Source organism: Planktotalea arctica, from assembly GCF_002105285.1.
GTDB classification, from domain to species: domain Bacteria; phylum Pseudomonadota; class Alphaproteobacteria; order Rhodobacterales; family Rhodobacteraceae; genus Planktotalea; species Planktotalea arctica.
Window position 1 is genome coordinate 306,647 of record NZ_MUHR01000006.1, and the last position, 25,355, is coordinate 332,001.

The 25,355-nt window shown below is 59.3% G+C and carries 22 protein-coding genes; 20 read left to right on the forward strand and 2 right to left on the reverse strand.

What is annotated here, in order from left to right:
* Positions 1 to 39: 39 nt before the first annotated feature.
* The 4 genes from putA (at position 40) to B9P63_RS19550 (ending at position 6,163) form a co-directional block, all read left to right on the forward strand.
* Positions 40 to 3,474, forward strand: coding sequence for a bifunctional proline dehydrogenase/L-glutamate gamma-semialdehyde dehydrogenase PutA (gene putA / locus B9P63_RS08775; protein WP_085308165.1), 3,435 nt, complete (start codon positions 40 to 42; stop codon positions 3,472 to 3,474).
* A gap of 42 nt (positions 3,475 to 3,516) precedes the next feature.
* Positions 3,517 to 4,260 (forward strand): rhomboid family intramembrane serine protease, encoded by a 744-nt coding sequence (locus B9P63_RS08780; protein ID WP_085308166.1) that lies wholly within the window; start codon positions 3,517 to 3,519, stop codon positions 4,258 to 4,260.
* Between the two features lie 233 nt (positions 4,261 to 4,493).
* Entirely contained in the window at positions 4,494 to 5,537 is a 1,044-nt protein-coding gene (locus tag B9P63_RS08785) for an aldo/keto reductase (RefSeq protein ID WP_085308167.1), read from the forward strand.
* Entirely contained in the window at positions 5,537 to 6,163 is a 627-nt protein-coding gene (locus B9P63_RS19550) for a methylated-DNA--[protein]-cysteine S-methyltransferase (RefSeq protein WP_095533011.1), read from the forward strand. Before B9P63_RS08785 ends, B9P63_RS19550 begins: the two co-directional genes overlap by 1 nt.
* Here B9P63_RS19550 and B9P63_RS19180 read toward each other — a convergent pair.
* Positions 6,151 to 6,312, reverse strand: coding sequence for a DUF1127 domain-containing protein (locus B9P63_RS19180; RefSeq protein ID WP_176219128.1), 162 nt, complete (start codon positions 6,310 to 6,312; stop codon positions 6,151 to 6,153). The two genes, B9P63_RS19550 and B9P63_RS19180, sit on opposite strands and share 13 nt — an antisense overlap.
* A 187-nt stretch (positions 6,313 to 6,499) precedes the next feature.
* On the opposite strand from B9P63_RS19180, the gene bcoG reads away from it, so the two are divergent.
* From bcoG to B9P63_RS08805, 3 genes are read left to right on the forward strand one after another with little or no spacing between them, the layout of a single operon-like run.
* Entirely contained in the window at positions 6,500 to 7,408 is a 909-nt protein-coding gene (gene bcoG, locus B9P63_RS08795; RefSeq protein WP_085308169.1) for a 3-dehydrocarnitine:acetyl-CoA trimethylamine transferase BcoG, read from the forward strand.
* Positions 7,409 to 7,464: 56 nt separating this feature from the next.
* Positions 7,465 to 8,934: a carnitine 3-dehydrogenase gene (locus tag B9P63_RS08800; protein WP_085308170.1), complete on the forward strand. Its 1,470-nt coding sequence runs from the start codon at positions 7,465 to 7,467 to the stop codon at positions 8,932 to 8,934.
* Positions 8,931 to 9,689: an SDR family oxidoreductase gene (locus B9P63_RS08805; protein WP_085308171.1), complete on the forward strand. Its 759-nt coding sequence runs from the start codon at positions 8,931 to 8,933 to the stop codon at positions 9,687 to 9,689. Before B9P63_RS08800 ends, B9P63_RS08805 begins: the two co-directional genes overlap by 4 nt.
* Here B9P63_RS08805 and B9P63_RS08810 read toward each other — a convergent pair.
* The gene (locus tag B9P63_RS08810; RefSeq protein WP_085308172.1) at positions 9,686 to 10,870 is read right to left on the reverse strand and encodes a BaiN/RdsA family NAD(P)/FAD-dependent oxidoreductase; all 1,185 of its coding nucleotides are present in this window, start codon (positions 10,868 to 10,870) and stop codon (positions 9,686 to 9,688) included. The two genes, B9P63_RS08805 and B9P63_RS08810, sit on opposite strands and share 4 nt — an antisense overlap.
* Before the next feature lie 229 nt (positions 10,871 to 11,099).
* Here B9P63_RS08810 and ftsW point away from each other — a divergent pair, with 229 nt between their 5' ends.
* From ftsW to recN, 13 genes are all read left to right on the forward strand, one after another.
* Positions 11,100 to 12,263 carry a putative lipid II flippase FtsW gene (gene ftsW / locus B9P63_RS08815; RefSeq protein ID WP_085308173.1) on the forward strand — a complete coding sequence of 388 codons (1,164 nt, stop codon included), beginning with the start codon at positions 11,100 to 11,102 and terminating at the stop codon, positions 12,261 to 12,263.
* A complete protein-coding gene (locus tag B9P63_RS08820; protein WP_085308174.1) occupies positions 12,263 to 13,363 on the forward strand; it encodes a UDP-N-acetylglucosamine--N-acetylmuramyl-(pentapeptide) pyrophosphoryl-undecaprenol N-acetylglucosamine transferase in 1,101 nt (366 codons plus the stop codon). Before ftsW ends, B9P63_RS08820 begins: the two co-directional genes overlap by 1 nt.
* A 33-nt stretch (positions 13,364 to 13,396) precedes the next feature.
* Complete coding sequence (murC, locus tag B9P63_RS08825; protein ID WP_085308339.1) at positions 13,397 to 14,794, forward strand: UDP-N-acetylmuramate--L-alanine ligase; 1,398 nt, start codon at positions 13,397 to 13,399, stop codon at positions 14,792 to 14,794.
* Entirely contained in the window at positions 14,791 to 15,045 is a 255-nt protein-coding gene (locus B9P63_RS08830; RefSeq protein ID WP_085308175.1) for a DUF2484 family protein, read from the forward strand. Before murC ends, B9P63_RS08830 begins: the two co-directional genes overlap by 4 nt.
* Positions 15,042 to 15,287 carry a DUF2484 family protein gene (locus tag B9P63_RS08835; protein WP_085308176.1) on the forward strand — a complete coding sequence of 82 codons (246 nt, stop codon included), beginning with the start codon at positions 15,042 to 15,044 and terminating at the stop codon, positions 15,285 to 15,287. Before B9P63_RS08830 ends, B9P63_RS08835 begins: the two co-directional genes overlap by 4 nt.
* Before the next feature lie 120 nt (positions 15,288 to 15,407).
* Complete coding sequence (gene murB / locus B9P63_RS08840; protein WP_085308177.1) at positions 15,408 to 16,337, forward strand: UDP-N-acetylmuramate dehydrogenase; 930 nt, start codon at positions 15,408 to 15,410, stop codon at positions 16,335 to 16,337.
* 113 nt (positions 16,338 to 16,450) lie between these two features.
* Positions 16,451 to 17,329, forward strand: a complete 879-nt coding sequence (locus B9P63_RS08845; protein WP_245830613.1) for a D-alanine--D-alanine ligase — start codon at positions 16,451 to 16,453, stop codon at positions 17,327 to 17,329.
* Positions 17,317 to 18,246, forward strand: coding sequence for a cell division protein FtsQ/DivIB (locus B9P63_RS08850; RefSeq protein WP_085308179.1), 930 nt, complete (start codon positions 17,317 to 17,319; stop codon positions 18,244 to 18,246). The genes B9P63_RS08845 and B9P63_RS08850 overlap by 13 nt, the downstream gene beginning before the upstream one ends.
* A complete protein-coding gene (ftsA, locus tag B9P63_RS08855; RefSeq protein ID WP_085308180.1) occupies positions 18,239 to 19,570 on the forward strand; it encodes a cell division protein FtsA in 1,332 nt (443 codons plus the stop codon). Before B9P63_RS08850 ends, ftsA begins: the two co-directional genes overlap by 8 nt.
* A 241-nt stretch (positions 19,571 to 19,811) precedes the next feature.
* Positions 19,812 to 21,443, forward strand: a complete 1,632-nt coding sequence (gene ftsZ, locus B9P63_RS08860) for a cell division protein FtsZ (protein ID WP_085308181.1) — start codon at positions 19,812 to 19,814, stop codon at positions 21,441 to 21,443.
* A 265-nt stretch (positions 21,444 to 21,708) separates the two neighbouring features.
* Positions 21,709 to 22,629, forward strand: coding sequence for a UDP-3-O-acyl-N-acetylglucosamine deacetylase (gene lpxC / locus B9P63_RS08865; RefSeq protein ID WP_085308182.1), 921 nt, complete (start codon positions 21,709 to 21,711; stop codon positions 22,627 to 22,629).
* A 132-nt stretch (positions 22,630 to 22,761) separates the two neighbouring features.
* On the forward strand, positions 22,762 to 23,628 hold the full coding sequence (locus B9P63_RS08870; protein ID WP_085308183.1) for an outer membrane protein assembly factor BamD: 867 nt from the start codon (positions 22,762 to 22,764) through the stop codon (positions 23,626 to 23,628).
* Positions 23,629 to 23,669: 41 nt separating this feature from the next.
* The gene (gene recN / locus B9P63_RS08875) at positions 23,670 to 25,319 is read left to right on the forward strand and encodes a DNA repair protein RecN (RefSeq protein ID WP_085308184.1); all 1,650 of its coding nucleotides are present in this window, start codon (positions 23,670 to 23,672) and stop codon (positions 25,317 to 25,319) included.
* Positions 25,320 to 25,355: the final 36 nt, after the last annotated feature.

The following is a 25,355-nucleotide window of genomic DNA, read 5'->3' on the forward strand; positions in this document are numbered from 1 at the left end:
ATATATGAGGCAAAACCCTTTTAGGTGAGGCCTGAAAAAATGTCCCTATTGATCCCCCGTTTTGCTGAAATCGATGCGAATACCTACGCAGATACATCCCAGCGCGTCGCCGCGCTTGGCGCTTTGGCCGCTCTGAGCGAGCAGGATCGTGCCCGCATTAGCGCGGAGGCTGCGGATCTGATCAAGCGCATTCGCAGCGCGGACAACCCGGGGCTGATGGAGGTGTTTCTCGCGGAATATGGCCTGTCCACCGATGAGGGCGTCGCGCTGATGTGCCTTGCCGAAGCGCTTTTGCGCGTGCCTGACGCGGAAACCATCGATGCGCTGATCGAGGACAAGATCGCCCCCTCCGATTGGGGCCAGCACCTTGGCCATTCTGCATCATCGCTGGTCAATGCGTCTACTTGGGCGCTGATGCTTACCGGGCGCGTGTTGCAAGAAGACACGCCCGGTCCCGTGGGCCATTTGCGCGGCGCGATAAAACGACTGGGCGAGCCGGTGATCCGCAAGGCGGTGAGCCGTGCGATGAAGGAAATGGGGCGCCAGTTCGTGCTCGGCGAAAATATCACCGCCGCGATGGAGCGCGCTTCCAAAATGGAGGCGAAGGGCTACACCTATTCATACGATATGCTGGGCGAGGCGGCGAAAACCGATGCGGATGCGCGCCGCTACCATCTGTCCTACAGCCGTGCGATTTCCGCCATCGCGGAGGCGTGCAACAGCGAAGATATCCGCGCCAATCCCGGTATTTCCGTCAAACTTTCGGCGCTACATCCGCGCTATGAAGTGGCGCAGCGCGCCCGCGTCATGGATGAATTGGTGCCGCGCCTGCGCTCGCTTGCGCTGCTCGCCAAATCGGCGGGTATGGGCCTCAACATCGACGCGGAGGAGGCGGACCGCCTCACGCTCTCGCTTGATGTGATCGAAGCGGTGCTATCGGAAAACGCGCTTGCGGGCTGGGACGGTTTTGGCGTTGTCGTGCAGGCCTACGGGCCGCGCGCGCCCTTCGTGATTGATCATTTGCACGCGCTGGCCAGCCAGTATGACCGCCGCATCATGATCCGCCTCGTCAAGGGTGCTTATTGGGATACCGAAGTCAAACGTGCGCAGGTCGAAGGGCTGACAGGGTTTCCCGTCTTCACCTCCAAACCGGTTACGGATGTGTCCTACATCGCCTGTGCGCGCAAATTGCTCGGCATGACGGATCGCATCTATCCGCAATTCGCCACCCATAACGCCCATACGGTCGCGGCCATTCTGCACATGGGTAGAGATAAAACATCCTTTGAATTCCAGCGCTTGCATGGCATGGGCGAAGCGATGCACAATATTGTTCTGGCCGATCACGCCACGCGCTGCCGCATTTATGCGCCTGTCGGTGCGCACCGCGATCTGCTGGCCTATCTCGTGCGCCGCTTGCTGGAAAATGGGGCCAACAGCTCTTTTGTGAACCAGATCGTGGACGAGGACGTCAGCCCCGAGGTCATTGCATCCGATCCCTTCGAAGCGGCGAATGCGGCTGCGCCTTGGGTCGCGACGGGGCCGGAGCTTTTTGCGCCCGAGCGGGTCAATTCCATTGGTTTCGATCTCAATCATGCGCCCGATCTGGACCGTATCAACGTCGCGCGCGCGCCCTTCGAGGTCGCCCATTGGGAGGCAACTTCGCTGATCGCGGGTGATGCCGAAGTCGGGAGCGAAGTGGCGATCAACGATCCGGCCAAGCCGATCGAGCGGGTTGGCACTGCGTATTTTGCCAGCCCTGCGCAGATCGAAACGGCGCTGGAGGCGGCGCGCCAATGGAGCGCATCCCCCGAAGAACGCCGCGCCGTTTTGCACCGCGCCGCCGATCTCTACGAGGCGCGCTACGGCGAGATTTTCGCACTGCTCGCGCGCGAGGCGGGCAAGACCTTGCTCGATGCCGTCGGTGAGTTGCGCGAAGCGGTCGATTTCCTGCGCTATTATGCCGAACGCACCTCGGATGCTGCGCCGATCGGCACGTTTACCTGCATTTCCCCGTGGAATTTCCCGCTTGCGATCTTCACTGGCCAGATCAGCGCGGCCCTTGCCGCAGGCAATGCGGTCCTTGCCAAACCGGCCGAGCAAACGCCGCTAATCGCGCATCTTGCCGCAAGCCTTTTGCACGAGGCGGGCGTGCCGCGTGGGGCGCTGCAATTGATCCTCGGGGCAGGGCGCGTCGGTGCCGCGCTCACCTGCGATCCGCGCATCGGCGGCGTCGCCTTCACCGGATCGACCGAAACCGCGCAAATCATTCGCGCCTCGATGGCTAGATATCTTGCCCCAGGCGCACCGCTTCTGGCCGAAACCGGCGGGCTGAACGCGATGATCGTGGACAGCACTGCACTTCCTGAACAGGCGATCACCGCGATTGTGGAATCCGCCTTTCAATCAGCTGGTCAACGCTGTTCCGCGCTGCGCTGTCTTTACGTGCAAGAGGATGTGGCGGACACCATGCAAAGCATGCTGATCGGCGCCATGCGCGAGCTGAAAATGGATATCCCATGGGAGCTGCGCACCGATGTCGGCCCGCTGATCGATGCCCATGCGCAGGAACAGATTGCCGCCTATGTGGCGCGCGCGCGCGCAGAGGGGCGGTTGCTCTTTGATTTGCCGCAGCCCGAAGTCGGGCACTACCTGCCCCCCGCTTTGATCGCGGTGAACTCGATCGGTGATCTGGAGCGCGAGGTCTTCGGCCCCGTTCTGCATATTGTGCGTTTCAAATCCTCCGAGTTGGATAAGATCGTCGCGGACATCAATGCCACCGGCTACGGGCTTACCTTTGGTCTGCAAACCCGAATTGATGATCGCGTGCAGCATGTCTGCGAGCGGATCAAGGCGGGCAACATCTATGTGAATCGCAACCAGATCGGGGCGATCGTCGGCTCGCAACCCTTTGGCGGCTCGGGGCTTTCCGGCACCGGACCGAAAGCGGGGGGGCCTTTGTATCTGACGCGCTTTCGCGCATCCGAGCACAGCGGCGCGGCGGGGGCCTTTGCGGGCAACATGTCGCTGAAAGGGCTGCGATCAGCGATCGAGGCCGCTGATGGCGCGCCTGCGATCCAGAGTGAAGTGATGCCTGGCCCGACGGGCGAGTTGAACCGCCTCAACCGCCATTCCCGCGCGCCGATCCTGTGCATGGGGCCGGGGGAGGATGCGGTGAAGGCACAGGTCGAAGCGGTGCGCAAACTTGGCGGGCGCGCTGCCGCGGCGAGCGGCGCGATCACCCCCGAACATTTGATCGAAATCGAGGGCATTGGAGGTGTGATCTACTGGGGTAGCCTGACCGAGGCGCGCGCGCTTGGCGAAGCGCTGGCCGCGCGCACAGGCGCGATCCTGCCGCTGATCACCGGCCAACCCGATGCAGGCTATGTGCTTGAGGAGCAACATCTTTGCGTCGACACCACAGCAGCAGGGGGCAACACCGCCTTGCTCGCACAAAGTGCGCCGCGCGAGTAAGCCGCTCTTGACCTTCGGGCGGGCAAACCGCAGCCTGCCCGAATGCTACCAATTCGCGACCATAACCCGTCGGGGCGCATGCCCTATGTCACTTACGCGCTGATCGCGATCAATTTGATCATTTTCGCGGCCCATAACGTGCCCTTGGGCGAGAGCCGCGCGCTGAATGTGTTCTTTGCACAGTGGGGCATGATTCCTGCCTTCATCACCGATGGAGAACGCCTGTTCACGCTGGTAACCTCGCAGTTCCTGCACGGCGGCTATATGCACATTGCCGGTAACATGTTGTTCCTGTGGATTTTTGGCGACAATATGGAAGACGAGATGGGCCATATTGGCTTCTTGCTCTTTTACTTGACCAGCGGCGTTTTCGCCGCCCTCGCGCAGTGGATCGTCGAGCCTGCATCGGTCGTTGTTACAATTGGCGCGTCGGGCGCGATCGCAGGAGTCATGGGTGGGTATCTGTTGCTTTTTCCAAAGGCCAAAGTCGATATTTTGCTAATCCTGATCGTGTTTTTCCGTATTTTGCCGATTCCCGCCTGGATCATGCTGGGCCTGTGGTTTCTGCTTCAGGTGGGCAACGGCGTTGCCTCTGATCCCGATCTGGGGGGCGTCGCCTATTGGGCGCATGCGGGGGGCTTTGTGATTGGCCTCGTGCTGACCATCCCGATTTTCATCAAGCTGGGGGGCTTTGCCTTCTGGCAAAAGACCCACGGCGCACCGCCCCATCCCGAAGCGCGTTACAAGCTGGTCAAATCTCGTGTGCCCTCTGTGCGGCGCAACTGACCCAGAATCGCTTGTCCGTGCGCTGGCGGCGCCGCATAACTTTACGATATCAATATGCCTCTACATTTCGGAGTTCCCCATGACCAAACTCAAAATTTTCTTTATAATGGCCCTGACCACGCTTTTTCTGGCGGCTTGCGATAGCCAGATGGAAGAATCCTTCGAATTCCTCGTCTAAGCGTAGTGCCTGATAGGGCTACCTTTAGTCAGACAACAAAAGCCGGAGCACAGACATGAAAATGAACCCGCTTGGACGGACAGGCATCATCGTGCCTGAACTTTGCCTCGGTACGATGACCTTTGGCACGCAAACGCCCGAGGCAGAGGCCCATGCGCAGATCGACATGGCGCTCGCGGCGGGGGTCAATTTCATGGACACGGCCGAGATGTATCCGGTCAATCCCATCGGCCCGGAAACGCAAGGTGATAGCGAGCGCTACATCGGCACGTGGCTTGCGAAAAACCGGCGGCGCGACGACGTGATCATCGCCACCAAACACTCTGGCGATGGCTGGGATCATATTCGCGGCGGCACTGGGATTTCGGCCGCCAGCATCCCCGAAGTCATCGACGGCTCTCTCAAGCGGCTCCAGACGGATTACATTGATCTTTACCAATTTCATTGGCCCAATCGCGGCTCTTACATGTTTCGCAAGAATTGGACCTTCGATCCCTCGACGCAGGACCGCGCCGAAACGCTGGCGCACATGCAAGAGACGCTGGGCGCGTTGCAGGCCGCGGTGGATGCTGGCAAGATCCGCGCTTTCGGGCTCAGCAATGAAAGTGCTTGGGGAACGAGCGAATGGCTGCGCCTCTCGGAAGCGGGATACGGGCCGCGCGCTGCGTCGATGCAGAACGAATATTCGCTTTTATGCCGGCTTTATGACACCGATCTGGCTGAACTTAGCGTGAATGAGGATGTTGGCCTGCTGGCGTTTTCGCCGCTCGCCACAGGTTTGCTCACGGGTAAATATCAAGGCGGGGCGGTGCCAGAGGGATCGCGCCGCGCGCTGAGCGGTGATCTTGGCGGGCGCGTTACAGACCGGGTTTGGCCCGCCGTCGATACCTACCTCGAAATCGCGCGCAACTTTGGCCTTGATCCGGTGCATATGGCACTTGCGTGGTGCCGCACGCGCCCTTTTATGGCCTCTGCAATTTTCGGCGCGACGCGGCTTGACCAGCTTGAACATGCCCTTGAATCTGTCGAGGTGACTTTGCCACAAGAGGCGTTGGATGCGATCACGGCGGCGCACCGTGCGCATCCGATGGTCTATTGATGCAATTAGGGCTTGATCTGGGTGCAGAACCGCTTCCGAAAATCGAGCCGTATTTTGCCAGCGCGCAAGCCTTTTCCAAAGCCTTGAGCGCATGGCTTGGAGCGCAAAAGGGCGCGGCCAGGCTCTTTGCCCATCCGGTTGAAACGCCTTTGGGCACGATGGTTGCGATCTGCGATGCAACGCATTTGCACCTGCTTGAATTTGCCGACCGCAAGGAACTTCCGAAGGAACTAGGCAAACTCGGGGCTTCAACGGGCACAATCGGGGTTGGCCAAACCAGCATAACCCGTGCCTTGGAGATGCAGCTAAGCGCCTACTTTGAAGGCAGTCTTAAGCAATTCGATATCGCGCTGATCCTGCACGGCACGGCTTTCACAGCCGATGTCTGGCGCGCTTTGCAAAGGCTGCCTTTCGGGGAAACCACCAGCTACGGCGCATTGGCGAAAATGCTTGGAAACCCCACCGCTACGCGCGCCGTGGCACGCGCCAACGGGGCCAATCAGATTGCTATCCTCATCCCCTGTCACCGTGTGATCGGGGCGGATGGTGCGCTGACGGGCTATGCTGGAGGGCTTTGGCGCAAACGTGCGTTGCTGGAATTGGAAGCCCGCGATCAAGCGCCGTAAACGGCCTTGCGCGCGATTTCCGGAATATCGCCATAGTAGATATCAAGATCGAGCGCCTCATGGCGGCTCAGGCGGTTAAGTTCTTCAACTGTTTTGCGATACTGCGCAGCTTTCACGGCGCGGGACTTCATATTTTCAATCAAGGTCATTATAGCCTTGTCCTTTCTTTTTCTCTCTTGTTCTTTTCATATCGGCTTCCTGTTAGCGCTAAACAAGACAGTGATCCTGCATGGCTGCCCTGCGCGGCGCGCAAGGCCTAAGCGCATGTTGCTTTTTTGCTTTCGCCGCCGCGTAATTCACGGCAACCTGCGCACAATCGCTTAAGGGGAAAGACCTATGCCACTCACCATGAACCGCGAAGTTTTCATCACATGCGCCGTCACAGGATCAGGCAGCACCCAAGACCGCAGCCCCCATGTGCCGCGTTCACCCAAGCAAATCGCCGATAGTGCGATCGCCGCGGCCAAGGCGGGGGCCGCGGTCGCCCATTGCCACGTACGCGACCCGCAAAGCGGCGCGCCCTCGCGCGACTTGGCTTATTACCGCGAAGTGACGGATCGTATCCGCGACGCTGAGGTCGATGTTGTGTTGAACCTGACCGCTGGCATGGGCGGCGACATCATTTTCGGCAGCTCAGAGCAACCATTCCCGACCGCCGCCGGCACCGACATGGTGGGGGCCACAGAACGCGTGGCCCATATTGCAGAATGCCTGCCCGAGATTTGCACTCTCGATTGCGGCACGATGAATTTTGCCGAAGCGGATTATGTCATGACCAACACCCCCGGCATGCTGACCGCCATGGGCACCATGATGACCAAGCTGGGCGTGAAGCCCGAAATTGAAGCCTTTGATACGGGCCATCTTTGGTACGCCAAGCAACTGGTCGCGGACGGCGTGCTCGATAGCCCTGCGCTGGTGCAGCTGTGCATGGGCGTGCCTTGGGGGGCACCGGATGATCTTAATACATTCATGGCGATGGTGAATAATGTGCCTGATGATTGGACGTTCAGTGGTTTTGGTCTTGGGCGAAACCAGATGGCTTATGTGGCGGCGTCTGTCCTGGCGGGTGGAAATGTGCGTGTGGGGCTGGAAGATAATCTATGGCTCGACAAGGGTGTACTCGCAACAAATGAACAATTGGTTGATCGCGCCGTAACGATCATCGAAAACATGGGCGCGCGGGTTATCGGCCCGCAAGCGGTGCGCGATAAACTTGGCCTGATTAAGCGCGCGCCAAAGTGAAATAACTTTGCAATATCAAGTTGCTGAAATTCGTTCTTCAGAAGTAGGATTAAGATATGGAAAAGCAGGTAGCGATCATTGGCGGCGGCGTCATCGGCGGCGGCTGGGCGGCGCGGTTCATGCTGAATGGCTGGGACGTGCGCGTGTTCGATCTGGACCCGCAGGCCGAGCGCAAAACGCAGGCTGTGCTTGATAACGCCCGCCGCGCTTTGCCAGGCCTCACGGATGTTGCACTGCCTGAAGAAGGCACGCTAACCCATTGTAAATCCATTGCAGAAGCTGTTTTTGACTGTGCGCTGATCATTGAGGCTGTGCCAGAGCGGCTCGAGGTGAAACACGCGGTTTATGCCGAGATTGAGGCGGCCAACACCACCGGCATCATCGCGTCGTCCACCTCCGGCATCATGCCCTCCGATCTGCAAAGCGAATTGCTGTACCCCGAGCGCTTGATCGTCGCGCATCCGTTCAATCCGGTCTATCTGCTCCCCCTTGTCGAACTGGTCGCCGGTGCAAAGACCGACGCTGCCAACATTGAAAAGGCCAAGGCGCTCTATGCCTCCATCGGCATGCACCCGCTGCATTGCCGCGTCGAGATCGAGGGTTTTCTGTCTGATCGCCTGCAAGAAGCGCTCTGGCGCGAGGCGCTTTGGCTCTTGAAGGATGGCGTTGCCACCGCCGAAGAACTTGACGCCGCAATCGCCTACGGCCCCGGCCTGCGATGGGCGCAGATGGGCACGATGCAGACCTTCCACCTTGCGGGCGGCGAGGGCGGGATGCGCGCCATGCTGGCGATGTTTGGACCTTGCCTGAAATGGCCATGGACCAAGCTAATGGACGTTCCCGATCTCACCGATGACTTCGTGGAAATGGTGGGCGATCAATGCGATACGCAGTCCGGTGCGCTGACCCCGCGCGATCTGGAGCGCGTGCGCGACAGCAATCTCGTGGGCATCATCCGCTCGCTGCGCGGCGGCGATTGGGGGGCGGGCGCCACCGCCAAGGCCCATGATCGCGTGCTGGCTACGCAAAACGGCATGGATGCTCGCGCCGCTGATGTCGATCCGAATGCCCCCATCACCACAGCGCAGCGCACCATTCCGCTCGATTGGACCGATTACAACGGCCACATGAACGAGGCGCGCTATTTGCAAGCCTTCGGCGATGCCACCGACCGCTTTATGGAAATGATCGGCTGCGACGGCGCGTATATTGCGACAGGCGGCAGCTACTTTACCGCCGAAACCCATATCCGCCATATAGACGAGGTGCATGCGGGCGCACGCATCGAAATCCGCACACAGGTCCTACTGGGCGAGGGCAAGAAAATGCACCTCTGGCACGAGATGTTCGAGGGCGAGCGCCTGCTGGCCAGCGCCGAGCACATGCTGATCCATGTGGATCTTCAAAGCCGTCGCCCCTCTGCGCCGAGCGCAACAATCGAGGCTAGTCTGACCCGGATCGCCGCAGGCCATGCAGCCCTCGCGCGCCCGGATGCGGCAGGATCGTCGGTGGGCATCCGTAAATGAGCAACGTTCTCATTACAGGCGGCGCAAGCGGGATCGGGCGCGCCATGGCGCGCGCTTTCGCAGAACAGGGTGATCAAGTCTGGGTTACGGATGTGGACGCAGCAGCCTTGGAAACATGCCCGTCAGAGTGGCGTACCTCACAAATCGATGTCTCTAACGAGGCCCAGATGCAGGCGCTTTTCGCCGAAGTCGCATCGACTTGGGACAGTCTTGATACGCTCTGCGCCAACGCGGGCATCGCAGGCCCAACCGCGAAAATCGAAGACGTCGCGCTTAGCGATTGGAACACCTGCCTCTCCGTCACACTTGGCGGCGCATTCCTAAGCGCAAAATATGCCGCGCCTTTGATGAAACAGGCGGGCAGAGGCGCGATAGTCCTGACCTCCTCGACGGCGGGCCAGTACGGCTACCCTAATCGCGCGCCCTATGCAGCGGCCAAATGGGGGGTGATCGGCTTGATGAAGACCCTCGCGATGGAGCTTGGCCCCTTTGGAATTCGCGCCAACGCCATCTGCCCGGGCGCTGTCGAGGGTCCGCGCATGGAGGGCGTGCTAGAGCGCGAGGCGGTGGCCAAGGGCATGACGCGCGATCAAGTCTATGCAGGCTATGCTTCGGGCACCTCGATGGGCGCTTTCGTGACCGAGCAGGACATCGCGAATATGGCGGTCTTCCTTGCTGGCGCAGGCGCAAAAATGGTCTCTGGACAGGTCATCGCGGTAGACGGCCACACCGAAAACCCTGATCCGAAAATCTAAACCGTGCTGGCGGCAATCGCCGTTCCGGCAGCCCAGCCGCTCGACCAGGCCCATTGGAAATTATATCCGCCTAGCCAACCGGTTACGTCAACTGCTTCACCTATCACATAAAGCCCGTTTAGCGTTTTCGCCTCCATAGTCTTGGATGAAAGCCCGTTTGTATCTACGCCGCCCAGCGTGACCTCTGCAGTGCGATATCCCTCGCTTCCCGTCGGCCTTTGTACCCAGCCCTGCACGCGCGCGCACAGCGCCTCGAGCGCCGCGTCGGATTGATCACCAATACGTCCTGTGATCCCCATCTCTTCGCTCAAATGCTGCACAAGGCGGGCAGGGAAAACCTGCGTCAAAACCGTGGTCACATCGCGTTTGCCTTGTTCCGTGCGCGCGCTGCGCAAATGCGTGAAAAGCGTGCCTTTGGGGTCGAGGTCCAAAACCACTTCTTCTCCCTCAGACCAGTAGCTGGACACCTGCAAAACGGCCGGACCGGACAGGCCGCGATGCGTAAAAAGCACGGCCTCTTCGAACGCCACTCCATTCGCGCAGGCCACCGCTGGCACAGCAACCCCGGAAATCGGTGCATAGCGCTGATCGGCAAAGGTCAGCGGCACAAGGGCAGGGCGTGTTTCCACCAGGCCAAGCCCGAATTGCTGAGCGATATCATAGGCAAAGCCGCTTGCGCCCATCTTCGGGATCGACTTGCCACCGCTCGCCAGAACCAGATTGCGCGCGCTCAGGGCCACTTGCGTTCCGTCTCGCTCCACACTCAAATGAAACCGCGCGCCGTCATGGCTGATCTTGCGCGCTGATGTCTTGAGCCAAAGCTCTGCTCCGGCGCGCTCCATCTCCTTCAAAAGCATCGCAATGATCTGTTTGGCGCTCTCATCACAAAAAAGCTGTCCCAATGTCTTCTCGTGCCACGCAATTGCGTGTGCTCCAATCAGATCGAGGAAGTCCCACTGCGTATATCGCTTCAATGCCGACTTGCAAAAATGCGGATTTTCCGAGATGAAATTTGCCGATGTCGTCCCTAAATTTGTGAAATTGCAACGTCCGCCGCCAGAAATGCGAATTTTTTCCCCGGGTGCTTTGGCGTGATCGATCACTAATGTCCGCCCGCCCGAATGGGCTGCGCACATCATACCAGCGGCACCAGCGCCTATGATTATTGTATCAAAATCCATTTTGCACCTCTGCCTTGGAACGCGCTCAAACTCAATCCCCTTCATCTTCCCCTTTAAACTTCCGCCGGAGGCACCCTGCATGGCCCTTTGGCCATGCTTATCAAGCATGCCGCTCTGCGGCATTCCGCTCGGATAGCAAACAACGCTGGCAATCGAATCGCTGATTCGCTACATTACTTCCAGATCCTGGAAAACAGGGCGAGTTTGAGGCAACGATCAGCGGTGTTCTATGACAGAGATGGTGTATGGTAACCTTCCCGTGCGGGATGGCGAACCGGTGCTTCCGAAATGGTGGCGCACGGTAGACAGATGGTCGATGTCCTGTATTCTCATCCTCTTCGGGATCGGGATTTTGCTTGGCCTTGCCGCGTCTCCCCCCTTGGCGGCAAAGAACGGTTTCGAACCTTTTCACTACGTGCAGCGACAGGCCTTTTTCGGTGGGCTTGCCTTGACCGCGATGCTGATCACCTCGATGCTTAGCCCGGTTGTCGTGCGCAGATTGGCCGTGCTCGGTTTTATTGCCGCGTTCATCGCGCTGGTTTTTCTACCCTTCTTTGGTACGGACTTCGGCAAGGGAGCGACGCGTTGGTATTCGTTGGGCTTCGCCTCTGTGCAGCCTTCAGAATTTCTCAAGCCCGGTTTCATTATTGTTGCAGCTTGGATGATGGCCGCGTCGCAAGAGGTGGCGGGCCCTCCGGGGCGGCTTTGGTCATTCATGCTCATGGTGACGATCGTTCTTATTCTTGCGATGCAGCCCGATTTCGGGCAGGCGGCACTTATTTTGTTTGGCTGGGGCGTGATGTATTTCGTTGCAGGCGCGCCAATGCTGCTGCTTTTGGGGATGGCGGGCCTGGTCGTGCTGGGCGGTATGATCGCTTATAACAACTCCGATCACTTCGCGCGCCGCATCGACGGGTTTCTGTCTACGGACGTGGATCCCACGACGCAGCTTGGTTATGCCACCAATGCCATCCGCGAGGGCGGTTTCTTTGGCGTTGGCGTGGGCGAGGGTGAAGTCAAATGGTCGCTCCCTGATGCGCATACCGATTTCATTATTGCGGTCGCGGCGGAAGAATACGGGCTCTTTCTGGTTCTCTGCATTATCGCGGTCTACGCGAGCATTATCGTGCGTTCGCTTTTACGCCTGATGCGCGAGCGCGATCCGTTCATTCGCCTTGCGGGCACGGGCCTTGCCTGCATGTTCGCGGTTCAGGCGATGATCAATATGGGCGTTGCCGTGCGCTTGCTGCCTGCAAAGGGCATGACGCTGCCCTTCGTGAGTTACGGTGGCTCTTCTCTAATCGCGGGGGGGATTGCGGTTGGTATGCTTTTGGCCTTTACCCGCACGCGGCCACAGGGCCAAATCGGGGACCTGCTTCGAGGACGAAACTGATGAGTGATAAAACGCCGCTACTGGTTATCGCGGCAGGGGGCACGGGTGGACACATGTTTCCCGCGCAGGCGTTGGCAGAGAGCATGTTGCGCAAAGGCTGGCGCGTCAAGCTGAGCACCGATGCGCGCGGCGCGCGCTACACGGGCGGTTTCCCCCATACGGTCGAGATCGAGCAAATCGCCAGTGCAACTTTCGCGCGCGGTGGGCTTTTGGCAAAGCTGGCCGTCGCCCCGCGCATTGCGGGCGGTGTGATCCGCTCTATCTTCAAGATGCTCGGGGACAGGCCTGACGTGGTCGTCGGCTTTGGCGGCTACCCGTCCATTCCTGCACTCGCCGCCGCCACGATCCTGCGCTGCCCGCGGATGCTTCATGAGCAAAACGGCGTGCTGGGCCGCGTCAATCAGGTGTTTGCCAAACGGGTCGATGCAATTGCTTGCGGCACTTGGCCAACCACTCTGCCCGAAGGGGTGACGGGCATTCACACGGGCAATCCTGTGCGCGCAAGCGTGCTTGATCGCGCTGGCGCTGGCTATATTCCCCCCGGCGACTACCCCATGAGCCTTTTGGTCATGGGCGGCTCGCAAGGCGCGCGTATCCTCTCCGATGTGGTGCCTCCTGCGATTGCGGCATTGCCGATGGACATGCTGCGCAATCTACGCGTTAGCCATCAAGCGCGCGACGAGGACGGGCAACGCGTTGCAGACTTTTACGCAGAGCACGGCATCAACGCCGATGTGCAGCCCTTCTTTCATGACGTGCCCAACCGTATGAGCGAGGCGCAATTGGTGATCAGCCGCGCGGGCGCTTCCTCGGTCGCAGACATTTCTGTGATTGGTCGCCCCTCTATTTTGATCCCCTTTGCCGCGGCCACCAGCGATCATCAATCCGCCAATGCGCGCGGCTTGACCGAAGCGGGCGGCGCGATCCTCATGCCGGAATCCAGCTTCAGCCCCGGCGCGCTTACAGAGCAATTGATGCTGGTGTTAAGCAACGAGCAGGGCGCAAGCATGATGTCGCAGGCGGCCCTTAGCTGCGGGAAACCCGATGCCACACAACAACTTGTCGCGCTGGTAGAACACCTTGCGGCATCCAAGACTTAACGGAAAGGCCTCACCATGAACGCAGCCCTCTCGATGAGCCCGCCCACAAAATTGCCCGGCGATGTCGGCCCGATCCATTTCGTCGGCATTGGCGGTATTGGTATGTCAGGGATTGCCGAAGTGCTGCTGAACCATGGCTATGTGGTGCAGGGCTCTGATTTGAAAAAGACGCCGATCACCGATCGCTTGGAGAAGCTGGGCGGACATATTTTTATCGGGCAGAGAGCCGGAAATCTTGAAAGCGCAGAAGTTGTCGTGATTTCCTCGGCGATCAAACCGGGCAATCCTGAACTGGACGAGGCCCGCGTGCGCGGCCTTCCCGTGGTGCGCCGCGCGGAAATGCTGGCGGAATTGATGCGCCTGAAACTCAATATCGCGGTGGCTGGCACGCATGGCAAAACGACGACCACCACAATGGTGGCGACCCTGCTCGATGCGGGTAACTTCGATCCGACCGTGGTGAATGGCGGCATCATCCACGCCTACGGCTCTAACGCGCGCATGGGGCAGGGCGAGTGGATGGTGGTCGAAGCCGACGAGAGCGATGGCACCTTCAATCGTTTGCCTGCGACCATCGCCATCGTCACCAACATCGACCCCGAGCATATGGAGCATTGGGGCACAGAGGAAAACCTGCATAAGGGCTTCCTCGATTTTGTATCAAATATCCCCTTCTACGGTGTTGCGATTTGCTGCACCGATGACGCGGATGTGCAGACGCTTGTGGGCAAGCTGACGGACCGGCGGGTCATCACCTATGGTTTCAACGCGCAGGCCGATGTGCGCGCCACCGGCCTACACTACAAAGGCGGCGTCGCGCAGTTCGACATCCATTTGCAAAACGAGGATCAGGTGATCACGGGCTGCTCTTTGCCGATGCCTGGCGATCACAACGTCTCCAATGCTTTGTCGGCGGTTGCTGTGGCGCGCCACCTTGGCATGTCAGGCGATGAAATCCGCACCGCGCTTGCTGCGTTTGGCGGGGTGAACCGGCGCTTTACCAAGGTTGGCGAAGTGGACGGCGTGACTATTATCGACGATTACGGCCATCATCCGACCGAGATTGCCGCCGTGCTGAAAGCGGCGCGTCAATCGTCCGAGGGTCGCATTATCGCGATCCACCAGCCGCACCGCTACACGCGATTGCACCACCACTTCGAGGATTTCTGCGCCTGCTTCAACGAGGCGGACGTGGTTGCGATTACCGAAATCTATGCCGCGGGCGAAGAGCCCATCGAGGGCGCATCGCGCGATGATCTGGTCGCGGGCCTGATCCGCCACGGCCACCGCCACGTGCGCGCGATCACCGCGCAGGACGATTTGACGAAGCTGGTGAAAGAGCAAGCGCAACCCGGCGATATGGTCGTCTGCCTTGGCGCAGGTACGATTTCCGCTTGGGCGAATGAATTGCCCGAAAAACTCAAAGCATGAGCGCCTCGCTTTTGATCGGTGCGATCTATGTGATCTGCGCCGCTATTGTCGCTATGTTGCCGATCCGCCGGCAATTCTGGCCTGCGGGAATAATGCTTCTTGCAGCGCCGCTGCTACTGGGTTTCATCGGCTATCAACATGGCTGGATCTGGTTCTTCCTTGGCATGGCCGCATTCATGTCGATGTTTCGCAACCCATTGCAGTTCCTGTGGCGGGTTGCGCGCGGCGAGCGGCCAGAGCTCCCAAAATGAGCAGCTCTCTGGTTCTGGCGCTGCTCTGGCTGGTGCTGGCCAATGTCATTGCGATGTTCCCCTCCAAAGATCATCACTGGCGCAACGCCTATGTGCTGATCGGGGTGGGCATCCCTTTGCTGGGATGGGTCTGGTTGCAAAACGGACCTTGGGTGGCCTTTATCGTCTTGATTGCGGCAATGAGTATCCTGCGCTGGCCGGTTATTTATCTGGTGAAGTGGGTTAAGAGCTTGGTGCGTTAGGCCATGATCTATTGGTTTTTGTGCGGGTGGTTTTGAGGCGAGGCTGTTTTCGTCGTGGATCTCTTTTCAAAATGAAGCCTGACCTTTAGACGTGGTAAAACCCAGAAAAACGAGCATCCCATGACCGACTTTTCACATATTCGCGGCAAAATCACGATGGACCGCCCTTTGGCTGATCTTACATGGCTGCGTGTGGGCGGGCCTGCGGAAATGTTTTTTCAGCCTGCTGATAAGGACGACCTTCAATCTTTTCTTAAAGCATTGCCGCTAGACACACCTGTGTTTGCGATGGGCGTTGGTTCGAACCTGATTGTGCGCGATGGTGGTTTAAAGGGTGCGGTAATCCGCATGGGGCGCGGATTTAACCATATTGAGGTGCATGGCGACACCCTGCGCGTGGGCGCGGCGGCGCTGGATTCGCATGTGGCGCGCAAGGCGGCGGATGCGGGTTTGGATTTGACGTTTTTGCGTACCATTCCGGGTGCGATCGGCGGCGCGGTGCGGATGAATGCCGGCTGCTACGGTAGTTATGTTGCGGATCACTTTGTTGAGGCAACGGCGATCACGCGCGCGGGCGACGAGGTGCTTATAGGCGCCGATGAGCTACAGTTCGCCTATCGCCAGAGCACTCTGCCCGAGGGCTATGTGCTGACCGAAGTGGTGCTAAGGGCTGCAAGCGGCGATCCCGAGACGCTTCATGAACAAATGGAGCAGCAGCTGCGCAAGCGCGATGAAACGCAGCCCACCAAGGAGCGCACAGCAGGCTCCACGTTTCGCAATCCGGCAGGATTTTCTTCGACGGGGCAGGCGGATGATACTCATGACCTTAAAGCTTGGAAGGTCATCGACGCGGCTGGAATGCGCGGCGCTACCCTTGGGGGTGCGCAAATGAGCACCAAACATCCGAACTTTTTGATCAACGCCGGTGGCGCAACCGCTGCGGATTTGGAAGGTCTTGGCGAATTGGTGCGAAAAAAGGTTTTCCAAACACAATCAATAGAGTTACACTGGGAAGTGTTGAGGATCGGCGAACCGGTCCCGCAAAAATAAGGGAGCCCGACAAACGGGGCCCGCAGGTGGTAAAAAGGGCAAAAGCCCTTAACTAGTATTCGAGGCACGCGTTGGGAATGTCGAGCAGGCACCCCCGCACTGTGGCTGTTTTGATGGGCGGACCTTCGGCTGAACGCGAAGTTTCTTTGTCCTCTGGGCGCGCATGCGCAGCAGCTTTGCGGGAACATGGCTATAAGGTTGTAGAGATTGATGCGGGCGCCGATGTGGCGGCCCGCCTGATCGGACTTGCGCCGGATGTCGCATTCAACGCGCTGCATGGCCGCTGGGGCGAAGATGGCTGTATTCAGGGTCTGCTTGAGTGGTTACAAATCCCCTACACCCATTCGGGCGTCCTGGCTTCGGCACTTGCGATGGACAAGCAGCGCACCAAGGACGTGTTTCGCGCGGCGGGACTGCCGGTTGTAAAAAGCGTTATTGCCCCCGCAAAAGACGTGCGCGAGCGCCATGTGATGGATGCGCCCTATGTGGTGAAGCCGAACAACGAGGGGTCCTCGGTGGGCGTCTATCTGGTGAACGAGGCCGCGAACGGCCCGCCCCAGCTCGCCGATGATATGCCCGAATTCGTGATGGTCGAAGCCTTCGCCCCCGGGCGAGAATTAACCACGACCGTGATCCATGATCGCCCCTTGACCGTGACGGATATCCTGACCGAGGGCTGGTATGATTATGACGCCAAATACACAGTTGGCGGATCGCACCATATCGTGCCTGCGGATATACCGCGCGATATCTGGGATGCCTGCATGGACTATGCAGTGCGCGCCCATGACGTGCTTGGATGCCGCGGCGTGACGCGCACGGATTTTCGCTGGGATGAAAGCCGCGGTCTTGACGGTTTGATCTTGCTTGAAACCAACACGCAGCCCGGTATGACACCGACCTCTCTTTCGCCCGAACAGGCGCTGGCCGTCGGTATGGATTTCCCTGCGTTCTGCGCGTGGATGGTGGAGGATGCCTCATGCAACCGCTAAGCGCACATAGACCAGCCGGTCAGGGCGCACGTGTGCTGAACCGTGCCAGCAAACGTAGAGCTGATCCCGCACCCTCGCGCTGGTCCTACCGTTTCCAGCGGCTCATGCTGACGCCGTTGTTTCGTTTTTCCTTGCGCGTAGGCTTGCCGTTTGCGCTGACTTGCTCGCTCGGTCTGGTCTATTTTTCCGATACCCAGCGCCGCGCCGCGTTTCAGGACGTGTTGATCCAGATGCGCTCGAGTATCGAAGAGCGGCCCGAATTCATGGTCAATCTGATGGAAGTGGAGGGCGCGAGCGAAGAAGTGTCCAGCGCGATCCATGAGATTGTTTCGATCGCTTTTCCCGTCAGCTCGTTCGATATCGAACTGTCGGATGTGCAAAAGACGGTGCAAAGCCTGAATCCGGTGCGCAGCGTTGATGTGCGTTTGCAGCCGGGCGGTGTCCTTGGAATCAAAGTGGACGAACGTACGACGGCCGCCTTGTGGCGCACCCATGATGGATTGTTCCGCATTGACGCAGAAGGCGTTTACATCGGCATCGCGCTGGAGCGCTCCGATCATCCGGAGTTGCCGATCCTTGCAGGGGTTGGCGCAGATCTTGTCGTTGCAGAGGCACAGGCCTTGATGCGCGCCGCCGCGCCCCTTGGTGCGCGCGTCAAAGGCCTTGTGCGCATGGGCGAGCGGCGATGGGATCTGGTTCTGGACCGGGATCAGCGGATCATGTTGCCCGCAAGCGGTGCGATTGGCGCACTCGAACGCGTGATCGCGCTGGACCAGGTGCAAGATGTCCTGGAGCGGGATCTGGCGCGCGTGGATATGCGTTTGCCCCAGCGCCCGACAATTCGAATGAACGAGAATGCCGTCAAAGAGTTATGGCGCATCAAGACGACAGCAATGGAAGTGCAAGACAATGAATGACCTTTATGCCTCCCAGCGCGCAATGCGTAACATGCGAAAAGCAGCGATGCAGCGCGGTGTCGTGGCGGTGCTCGATGTGGGCAGCTCCAAAATCGTCTGCCTTGTTTTGCGCTTCGACGGGTCTGAAAAGATAAGTGAAACTGAAGGCGTTAATTCAATGGCCGGGCAGACCGGGTTTCGCGTGATTGGCGCAGCGACGACGCGCTCGCGCGGGGTGCGGTTCGGCGAAATCAGCGCCATGTCCGAAACCGAGCGCGCCATTCGCACAGCGCTGCAATCGGCGCAAAAGATGGCGCAAATTCGCGTAGATCACGTTATCGCGTGTTTCTCCGGCGCGGAGCCGCGTTCCTACGGGGTCGATGGCGCGGTAGACATCGAAAATCAGACGGTGTCCGAGCAGGATGTAGCGCGGGTTCTATCCTCTTGCGAGGTGCCTGATTTTGGCCCCGGGCGCGAGGTGCTACATGCCCAGCCGGTGAATTTCGCGCTGGACCATCGCTCGGGCCTCGGGGATCCGCGCGGTCAGATCGGACAGCGGCTGACGACGGACATGCACATGCTGACCGTGGACGGCGCTGCGATCCAGAACCTTGCCCATTGCGTGCGCCGCTGTGATTTGGAACTCGCCGGTGTTGCCTCGTCGGCCTATGTGTCCGGCATTTCGGCGCTGGTCGAGGACGAACAAGAACTGGGCGCGGCCTGCATCGACATGGGCGGCGGCGCTACGAGCGTGTCGATTTTCATGAAGAAACATATGATTTTCGCCGACGCGGTGCGCATGGGCGGCGATCATGTCACCTCTGATATTTCAATGGGCTTGCAAGTGCCGATGACCACTGCAGAGCGGATCAAAACGGTGAATGGCGGAGTCGTTGCCACCGGAATGGACGATCGCGACATGATTGATACGGGTGGAGACACGGGCGATTGGGATCACGATCGCCGTCAAGTGAGCCGTGCAGAACTGATCGGTATTATGCGGCCACGTGTCGAGGAAATCCTCGAGGACGTGCGCGCGCGCCTTGATGCGGCGGGCTTTGATCACTTGCCCAGTCAGCAGATTGTTTTGACGGGTGGGGGCAGCCAAATTCCCGGCCTTGACGGGTTGGCGAGTAAAATTCTTGGCCAGCAAGTGCGCCTTGGTCGCCCGCTGCGCGTACATGGATTACCGGGCGCGACGACAGGTCCTGGCTTTTCCAGCGCTGTGGGGCTGTGCTTGTTTGCGGCCCACCCGCAGGATGAGTGGTGGGACTTCGAAATGCTGGAAAACTATCAAGGCCGCTCCTTCAAGAGGGCGATCAAATGGTTTCGCGATAACTGGTAGGCGCGCGCAGGGTTGCGCGCTGCAAGGTGCTGAATTCGGCGCGGATCCTGCGCCATGGCCTTGCACGTCCGCTACATCTATTCAGATTCGCTAAATGCGGCATAAATCCGCTGAAAAACCTGCACATTTTGTGGTTTTGAGCGCTTTTTTGCGTGACGATCCCGAATCGGGCGGTTACACTGGGGGGAATAGGCAAGCAAAAAGGCCCTAAATTGGGCCAGCAGATACAGGCGGACAGAGCATGACATTGAACCTCACGGTGCCCGGACAGGAAGACTTGAAGCCACGCATTACGGTGTTCGGCGTTGGCGGGGCTGGCGGAAACGCCGTCAATAACATGATCGAGAAAGAGCTGGATGGCGTTGATTTCGTCGTTGCCAATACTGACGCGCAGGCGCTTCAGCAGTCCATGTCGCAAAGCCGGGTCCAGCTTGGTGTGAAAGTCACCGAAGGTCTTGGTGCAGGTGCGCGTGCCACTGTCGGCGCAGCCGCTGCCGAAGAAAGCATCGAGCAAATCGTTGATCATCTCGCAGGGGCGCACATGTGCTTTATCACTGCGGGAATGGGCGGTGGTACCGGTACTGGTGCTGCGCCGATCATCGCACAAGCGGCGCGCGAGCTTGGTGTATTGACCGTCGGTGTTGTGACCAAACCTTTCCAGTTCGAGGGCGCAAAGCGCATGAAGCAGGCCGAGGATGGCGTGGATGCCCTCCAGAAGGTTGTGGACACGCTGATCATCATTCCCAACCAGAACCTGTTCCGCCTTGCCAATGAAAAGACCACCTTTACCGAAGCTTTCTCGCTAGCGGATGATGTGCTTTATCAGGGCGTCAAGGGCGTCACCGACCTGATGGTACGTCCTGGCCTGATCAATCTCGACTTCGCCGACGTGCGCGCCGTCATGGACGAGATGGGCAAGGCGATGATGGGCACCGGCGAAGCTACGGGCGAGGATCGTGCGATTCAAGCGGCCGAGAAGGCCATTGCGAACCCGCTGCTGGACGAAATTTCCCTGCGCGGTGCGAAGGGCGTTCTGATCAATATCACGGGCGGTCACGACCTCACATTGTTCGAACTCGACGAAGCGGCGAACCGCATCCGCGAGGAAGTCGATCCAGAGGCGAACATCATTGTTGGTTCCACGCTGGATACGGCTATGGAAGGTGCGATGCGCGTTTCCGTTGTTGCCACAGGCATCGATGCTGCTGTGGCGATCAACGATATGCCAGTGCCGCGCCGCTCTATGGCGCAGCCGCTCAAGCAGGCGGAGGAGCAGCCTCGCGAGGTCGCAGCTCCAGTCGCCACGCAAGAACCTGCCCTGTTCGAAGAAATGAACACGCAGCAAGCGGCCGCTTCTGAGCAGGCAGAGGATATTTTCGAGGAGGAGGCGGGTAGCTTCCAACCCGAACTCCCGAGCTTTATTGCGGACCGTGCGTACCAGCAGCAATCTGCGCGCAGACCGCTTGCAGAAGATCTGCCGCCTCCGGCCTACGAGCACCCTTCCTATGAGCCTGCGGCTCTGCACGAGCCGGAGCAAGCGAGCTATGTTGCGCCAAAGGCACCTAGCCTTGGAACACCATCCCCGGAAGCGATGGCGCGTCTTCAGGCGGCGGTTCACCGCGCTCCCGCGCAAGAGCCACAGCACCCGCCGCACACCGCTGCGAGCGAAGGCGAACGTCCGCGTTTCGGGATCAATTCACTGATCAACCGTATGACAGGTCACGGGGCAGAGGGCGGTCAAGCGCCCGCACAGCGCCAGCAACCTGCGATGCAGTCAGGCCATGCTGCACCTGCACCTCACCCTGTTGCGGAGACGGACCCGGAGCAGGAGAGAATCGAAATTCCAGCGTTCTTGCGCCGTCAAGCGAACTAAAGCACTTACATCTACGTTGAAGAAGGGGCGCTGGCAGGCGTCCCTTTTTTCGTTTATATGCAGAACATTAGCCTGCACCAAAGGAGTGGCGAGCAATATACCGCCGACCCTATGCACGGGCATGTTTCAGACCGTTACAAAGTTTGAGTTGAGGCATTTCATGCTGGGCGTTACCAGACTGTTAACGCGCGAACTGGGGTCGAGGGCTGCTGCCATATAGACTTGGCTCCGACAGACGCGGCTTGGATTTTTACGGGGCAATCTTTTGCAAACAACGCTTAAATCATTGGTGACCTTCAAGGGTGTCGGGCTTCATTCCGGCGCGCCGGTGATTATGAGTGTGACGCCAGCCGCCTTGAACCATGGTATCTGGTTCCACCGCACGGATGTGCGCGGCTGCGATGCCTTTGTACCTGCGCGCTGGGACGCGGTGAATCCGACCCCTCTGTGTACCAAGATTGAAAATGCTGACGGCACCACCGTTTCTACGATCGAGCATATCATGGCGGCTCTTGCCGGCTGCGGTATCACCAACGCTTTGATCGAGATTGATGGCGCAGAAGTGCCGATTATGGACGGAAGTTCCGCGGAATTCGTTCGCGGCCTCCTTGCCAAAGGCGTGCAGCGCCAAAGCGGCGGTAGTTGGGCTTTGCGCATTCTGAAAGACGTCGAGGTCAAGACAGACAACGGCTGGGCGCGCCTCGAGCCCGCGCGCAGCCTGTCGATCGATTTCGCGATCGAGTTTGAAGATGCGGCGATCGGTGTGCAGCGAAAGTCGCTTAACATGGCCAATGGCACCTTTGTGCGCGAGCTGTGTGATAGTCGCACGTTTTGCCGAAATTCCGACGTTGAAGCGATGCACGCTATGGGCCTTGCCAAAGGCGGGACGCTGGAAAACGCTGTGGTTGTCGATGGCGATCGCATCCTTAGCCCCGGCGGTTTGCGCCACGCGGATGAAGCCGTGCGCCACAAGATGCTCGACGCGCTTGGCGATCTGTCCTTGGCCGGTGCGCCCATTCTGGGGCGCTACACCGGAATGCGCGCCGGTCACGCGATGACCAATGCCTTGCTGCGCGCACTTTTTGCCGATCCTTCTGCTTATGAAATGGTGGATTGTGACGCCAGTATCAATGCGCATTTGCCCGGAGCCGGCGTTACCCGCAGCGAGATTCCCGCAATACAATAGTCCAAGCACATCAAGAACCTTGCATGAGACCCAAGATTTTGGGTCATAGGCATTTTGCATGGCGATATTATGTGCTAGGACCAAGTTGAAAACAGAGATAAAACTCTGACAGGTTCTATCAAAGGTGCTGCCATGAAACGCCAAACCGCACGTCGCACGCTGACTGCTGCTGCCTTGGTTTCCATGACTCTGGCTGGATGTAGCGGCGGAGGTGGAGGCGTCTCGCGCCTACTTGGGGGGCAGGCCGAACTTCCGCTTGAAACCTATTCGGCCGAGCAGATTTTCCAACGCGGCGAATTCGAGCTTGAACGCAAGCGTGATGATGATGCCGCTTTCTACTTTGGCGAGATCGAACGCCTATATCCCTATTCCAGCTGGGCAAAACGCGCTCTGATCATGCAGGCCTTTGCCTATCATAAAGACAAGGACTACGAAAATTCGCGTGCCTCAGCGCAGCGCTTTATCGACGTTTATCCGACTGATGACGATGCCGCCTATGCCCAGTATTTGCTGGCTCTGAGCTATTACGATCAGATCGAAGATGTAGGCCGCGATCAGGGTTTGACCTTTCAAGCCTTGCAAGGTCTGCGCACCGTGATCGAGCGGTATCCGGACAGTGAATACGCGCGCTCTGCGATTTTGAAGTTCGATCTGGCCTTTGATCATCTTGCGGCCAAAGAAATGGAAATCGGGCGCTATTATCTCAAGCGAGATCACTACACCGCGTCGATCAACCGTTTCCGCGTCGTTGTCGAGGATTTTCAGACCACGACCCACACGCCCGAAGCGCTGCACCGCTTGGTCGAGGCCTATCTATCGCTTGGTCTGACGCAGGAAGCACAGACCGCAGGCGCGATTCTGGGGTACAATTACAAAGGCACCGATTGGTACGAGGACAGTTTCAAACTTCTCACCGGTCGGGGGCTCGAGCTTGAGGCAGCGGGGGATAGCTGGCTGCGTAAGGTCTATCGCCAGATGTTGCAGGGCAAGTGGCTGTAAGCGAATTTATGCGCGGCGCTTGTCCGCGCGGGGTGACCTAAATGCTGCGCACGCTCGATATTCGAGATATCCTGATCATTGACCATCTGGAGCTGCATTTCCAGTCCGGTTTGAACGTGCTCACCGGTGAAACCGGGGCGGGCAAGTCCATTTTGCTCGATTCGCTAGGCTTTGTGCTTGGTTGGCGCGGGCGCGCTGAATTGGTGCGCAGCGGCGCAGAGCAGGGCGACGTCACGGCGGTTTTCGATCTAGCGGATGGCCATGCGGCACATGCCGTTCTGGAAGAGGCGGGGTTGCCTGCTGGCCCCGAACTGATCCTGCGCCGCGTGAACCGCAGCGACGGACGCAAGACGGCTTGGGTCAATGACCGGCGCTGCTCGGGTGAAGTACTGCGCGCACTTTCCGAAACGCTGGTAGAACTGCACGGTCAACACGATGATCGCGGCCTGCTCGACCCCAAGGGCCATATGGCGGTGCTTGATGAATTCATGGCCCGACCCGCGCTCCATGGCGCGGTGCGCGCCGCATGGAAAGCGCTCTCTGGCGCGCGTAAGTCTCTGCAAGCCTTGGAAAAAGCGATCGCGGCAGTGCGCGAAGAGGAAGATTTCCTGCGCCATGCAGTTGCAGAATTGGACGTGCTTGATCCCAAACCCGGCGAGGAGCGCGAGCTTGATACGCGCCGCCGCGCGATGCAGGGCGCAGAGAAAATCCGCGACGATGTTGCGCGCGCCTTCGCAATGCTTGGTTTTGAAGGCGCCGAGGGCGTAATCAGCGAAGCGATCCGCTGGCTTGATGGTGTGTCCGACCGCGCGGAGGGGCAGCTTGATGCGCCGCTCGCGGGTCTCTCTCGCGCGCTTGAAGAATTGGGCGAGGCTAGTGCAGGGGTTGAGGCCTGCCTCGACAACCTTGATTTCAATCCCGTCGATCTGGAGGCCTGCGAAGAGCGTCTTTTCGCGATCCGCGCATTGGCGCGCAAGCATGATGTGACCCCCGACGAGCTGGGCACATTCGCGATCGAGCTGCGCGCGCGCCTCGAAGCGCTTGACGCGGGGGATGCCCAACTGGGGCAAGCGCGCGCCGATGTGGCCAAGGCAGACGCGGCCTACGTGAGCGCGGCAGATGCGCTCAGCGATGCCCGTAGCAAAGCTGCCCTGCGGCTCGACAAGGCGGTCACCGCAGAACTTGCACCGCTTAAGATGGAGCGCGCGGTGTTCACCACGATGGTCAGTAGGGCTGTGCAAAGTGGGGCAGGGCAGGACGCGGTCGCCTTCACCGTCGCGACGAACCCCGGCGCGCCAAGCGGACCTTTGAACAAGATCGCATCGGGCGGTGAGCTAAGCCGCTTTCTGCTTGCGCTCAAAGTGTGCCTGTCGGGGGAAACCCAGGGCGTCACGATGATTTTTGACGAGATCGACCGCGGTGTTGGCGGCGCGACTGCCGATGCAGTAGGGCGCCGCCTTGCTGCGCTTGCGATCGGAGGTCAGGTGTTGGTCGTCACCCACTCGCCGCAGGTCGCGGCCCTTGGCGGGCATCACTGGCGCGTTGAAAAGCGCGTCGAAAACGGCGCGACCCTGTCCATGGTCGTGCCGCTGGATGTACCGCAACGGGTGGATGAAATCGCGCGGATGATTTCAGGTGACAGCGTCACCGACGAAGCGCGAGGTGCGGCCCGCGCCTTGCTTGCAGGCTAGCGGTGTCGCGCCCCGCTTCTGCACTGCGCGCTGCTT

Excerpts from the sequence above, each read along its gene's own strand:
- putA (WP_085308165.1), top strand. The coding sequence starts at position 40 with ATGTCCCTATTGATCCCCCGTTTTGCTGAAATCGATGCGAATACCTAC.
- B9P63_RS08780 (WP_085308166.1), top strand. The coding sequence starts at position 3,517 with ATGCTACCAATTCGCGACCATAACCCGTCGGGGCGCATGCCCTATGTC.
- B9P63_RS08785 (WP_085308167.1), top strand. The coding sequence starts at position 4,494 with ATGAAAATGAACCCGCTTGGACGGACAGGCATCATCGTGCCTGAACTT.
- B9P63_RS19550 (WP_095533011.1), top strand. The coding sequence starts at position 5,537 with ATGCAATTAGGGCTTGATCTGGGTGCAGAACCGCTTCCGAAAATCGAG.
- B9P63_RS19180 (WP_176219128.1), bottom strand. The coding sequence starts at position 6,312 with ATGACCTTGATTGAAAATATGAAGTCCCGCGCCGTGAAAGCTGCGCAG.
- bcoG (WP_085308169.1), top strand. The coding sequence starts at position 6,500 with ATGCCACTCACCATGAACCGCGAAGTTTTCATCACATGCGCCGTCACA.
- B9P63_RS08800 (WP_085308170.1), top strand. The coding sequence starts at position 7,465 with ATGGAAAAGCAGGTAGCGATCATTGGCGGCGGCGTCATCGGCGGCGGC.
- B9P63_RS08805 (WP_085308171.1), top strand. The coding sequence starts at position 8,931 with ATGAGCAACGTTCTCATTACAGGCGGCGCAAGCGGGATCGGGCGCGCC.
- B9P63_RS08810 (WP_085308172.1), bottom strand. The coding sequence starts at position 10,870 with ATGGATTTTGATACAATAATCATAGGCGCTGGTGCCGCTGGTATGATG.
- ftsW (WP_085308173.1), top strand. The coding sequence starts at position 11,100 with ATGACAGAGATGGTGTATGGTAACCTTCCCGTGCGGGATGGCGAACCG.
- B9P63_RS08820 (WP_085308174.1), top strand. The coding sequence starts at position 12,263 with ATGAGTGATAAAACGCCGCTACTGGTTATCGCGGCAGGGGGCACGGGT.
- murC (WP_085308339.1), top strand. The coding sequence starts at position 13,397 with ATGAGCCCGCCCACAAAATTGCCCGGCGATGTCGGCCCGATCCATTTC.
- B9P63_RS08830 (WP_085308175.1), top strand. The coding sequence starts at position 14,791 with ATGAGCGCCTCGCTTTTGATCGGTGCGATCTATGTGATCTGCGCCGCT.
- B9P63_RS08835 (WP_085308176.1), top strand. The coding sequence starts at position 15,042 with ATGAGCAGCTCTCTGGTTCTGGCGCTGCTCTGGCTGGTGCTGGCCAAT.
- murB (WP_085308177.1), top strand. The coding sequence starts at position 15,408 with ATGACCGACTTTTCACATATTCGCGGCAAAATCACGATGGACCGCCCT.
- B9P63_RS08845 (WP_245830613.1), top strand. The coding sequence starts at position 16,451 with ATGGGCGGACCTTCGGCTGAACGCGAAGTTTCTTTGTCCTCTGGGCGC.
- B9P63_RS08850 (WP_085308179.1), top strand. The coding sequence starts at position 17,317 with ATGCAACCGCTAAGCGCACATAGACCAGCCGGTCAGGGCGCACGTGTG.
- ftsA (WP_085308180.1), top strand. The coding sequence starts at position 18,239 with ATGAATGACCTTTATGCCTCCCAGCGCGCAATGCGTAACATGCGAAAA.
- ftsZ (WP_085308181.1), top strand. The coding sequence starts at position 19,812 with ATGACATTGAACCTCACGGTGCCCGGACAGGAAGACTTGAAGCCACGC.
- B9P63_RS08870 (WP_085308183.1), top strand. The coding sequence starts at position 22,762 with ATGAAACGCCAAACCGCACGTCGCACGCTGACTGCTGCTGCCTTGGTT.
- recN (WP_085308184.1), top strand. The coding sequence starts at position 23,670 with ATGCTGCGCACGCTCGATATTCGAGATATCCTGATCATTGACCATCTG.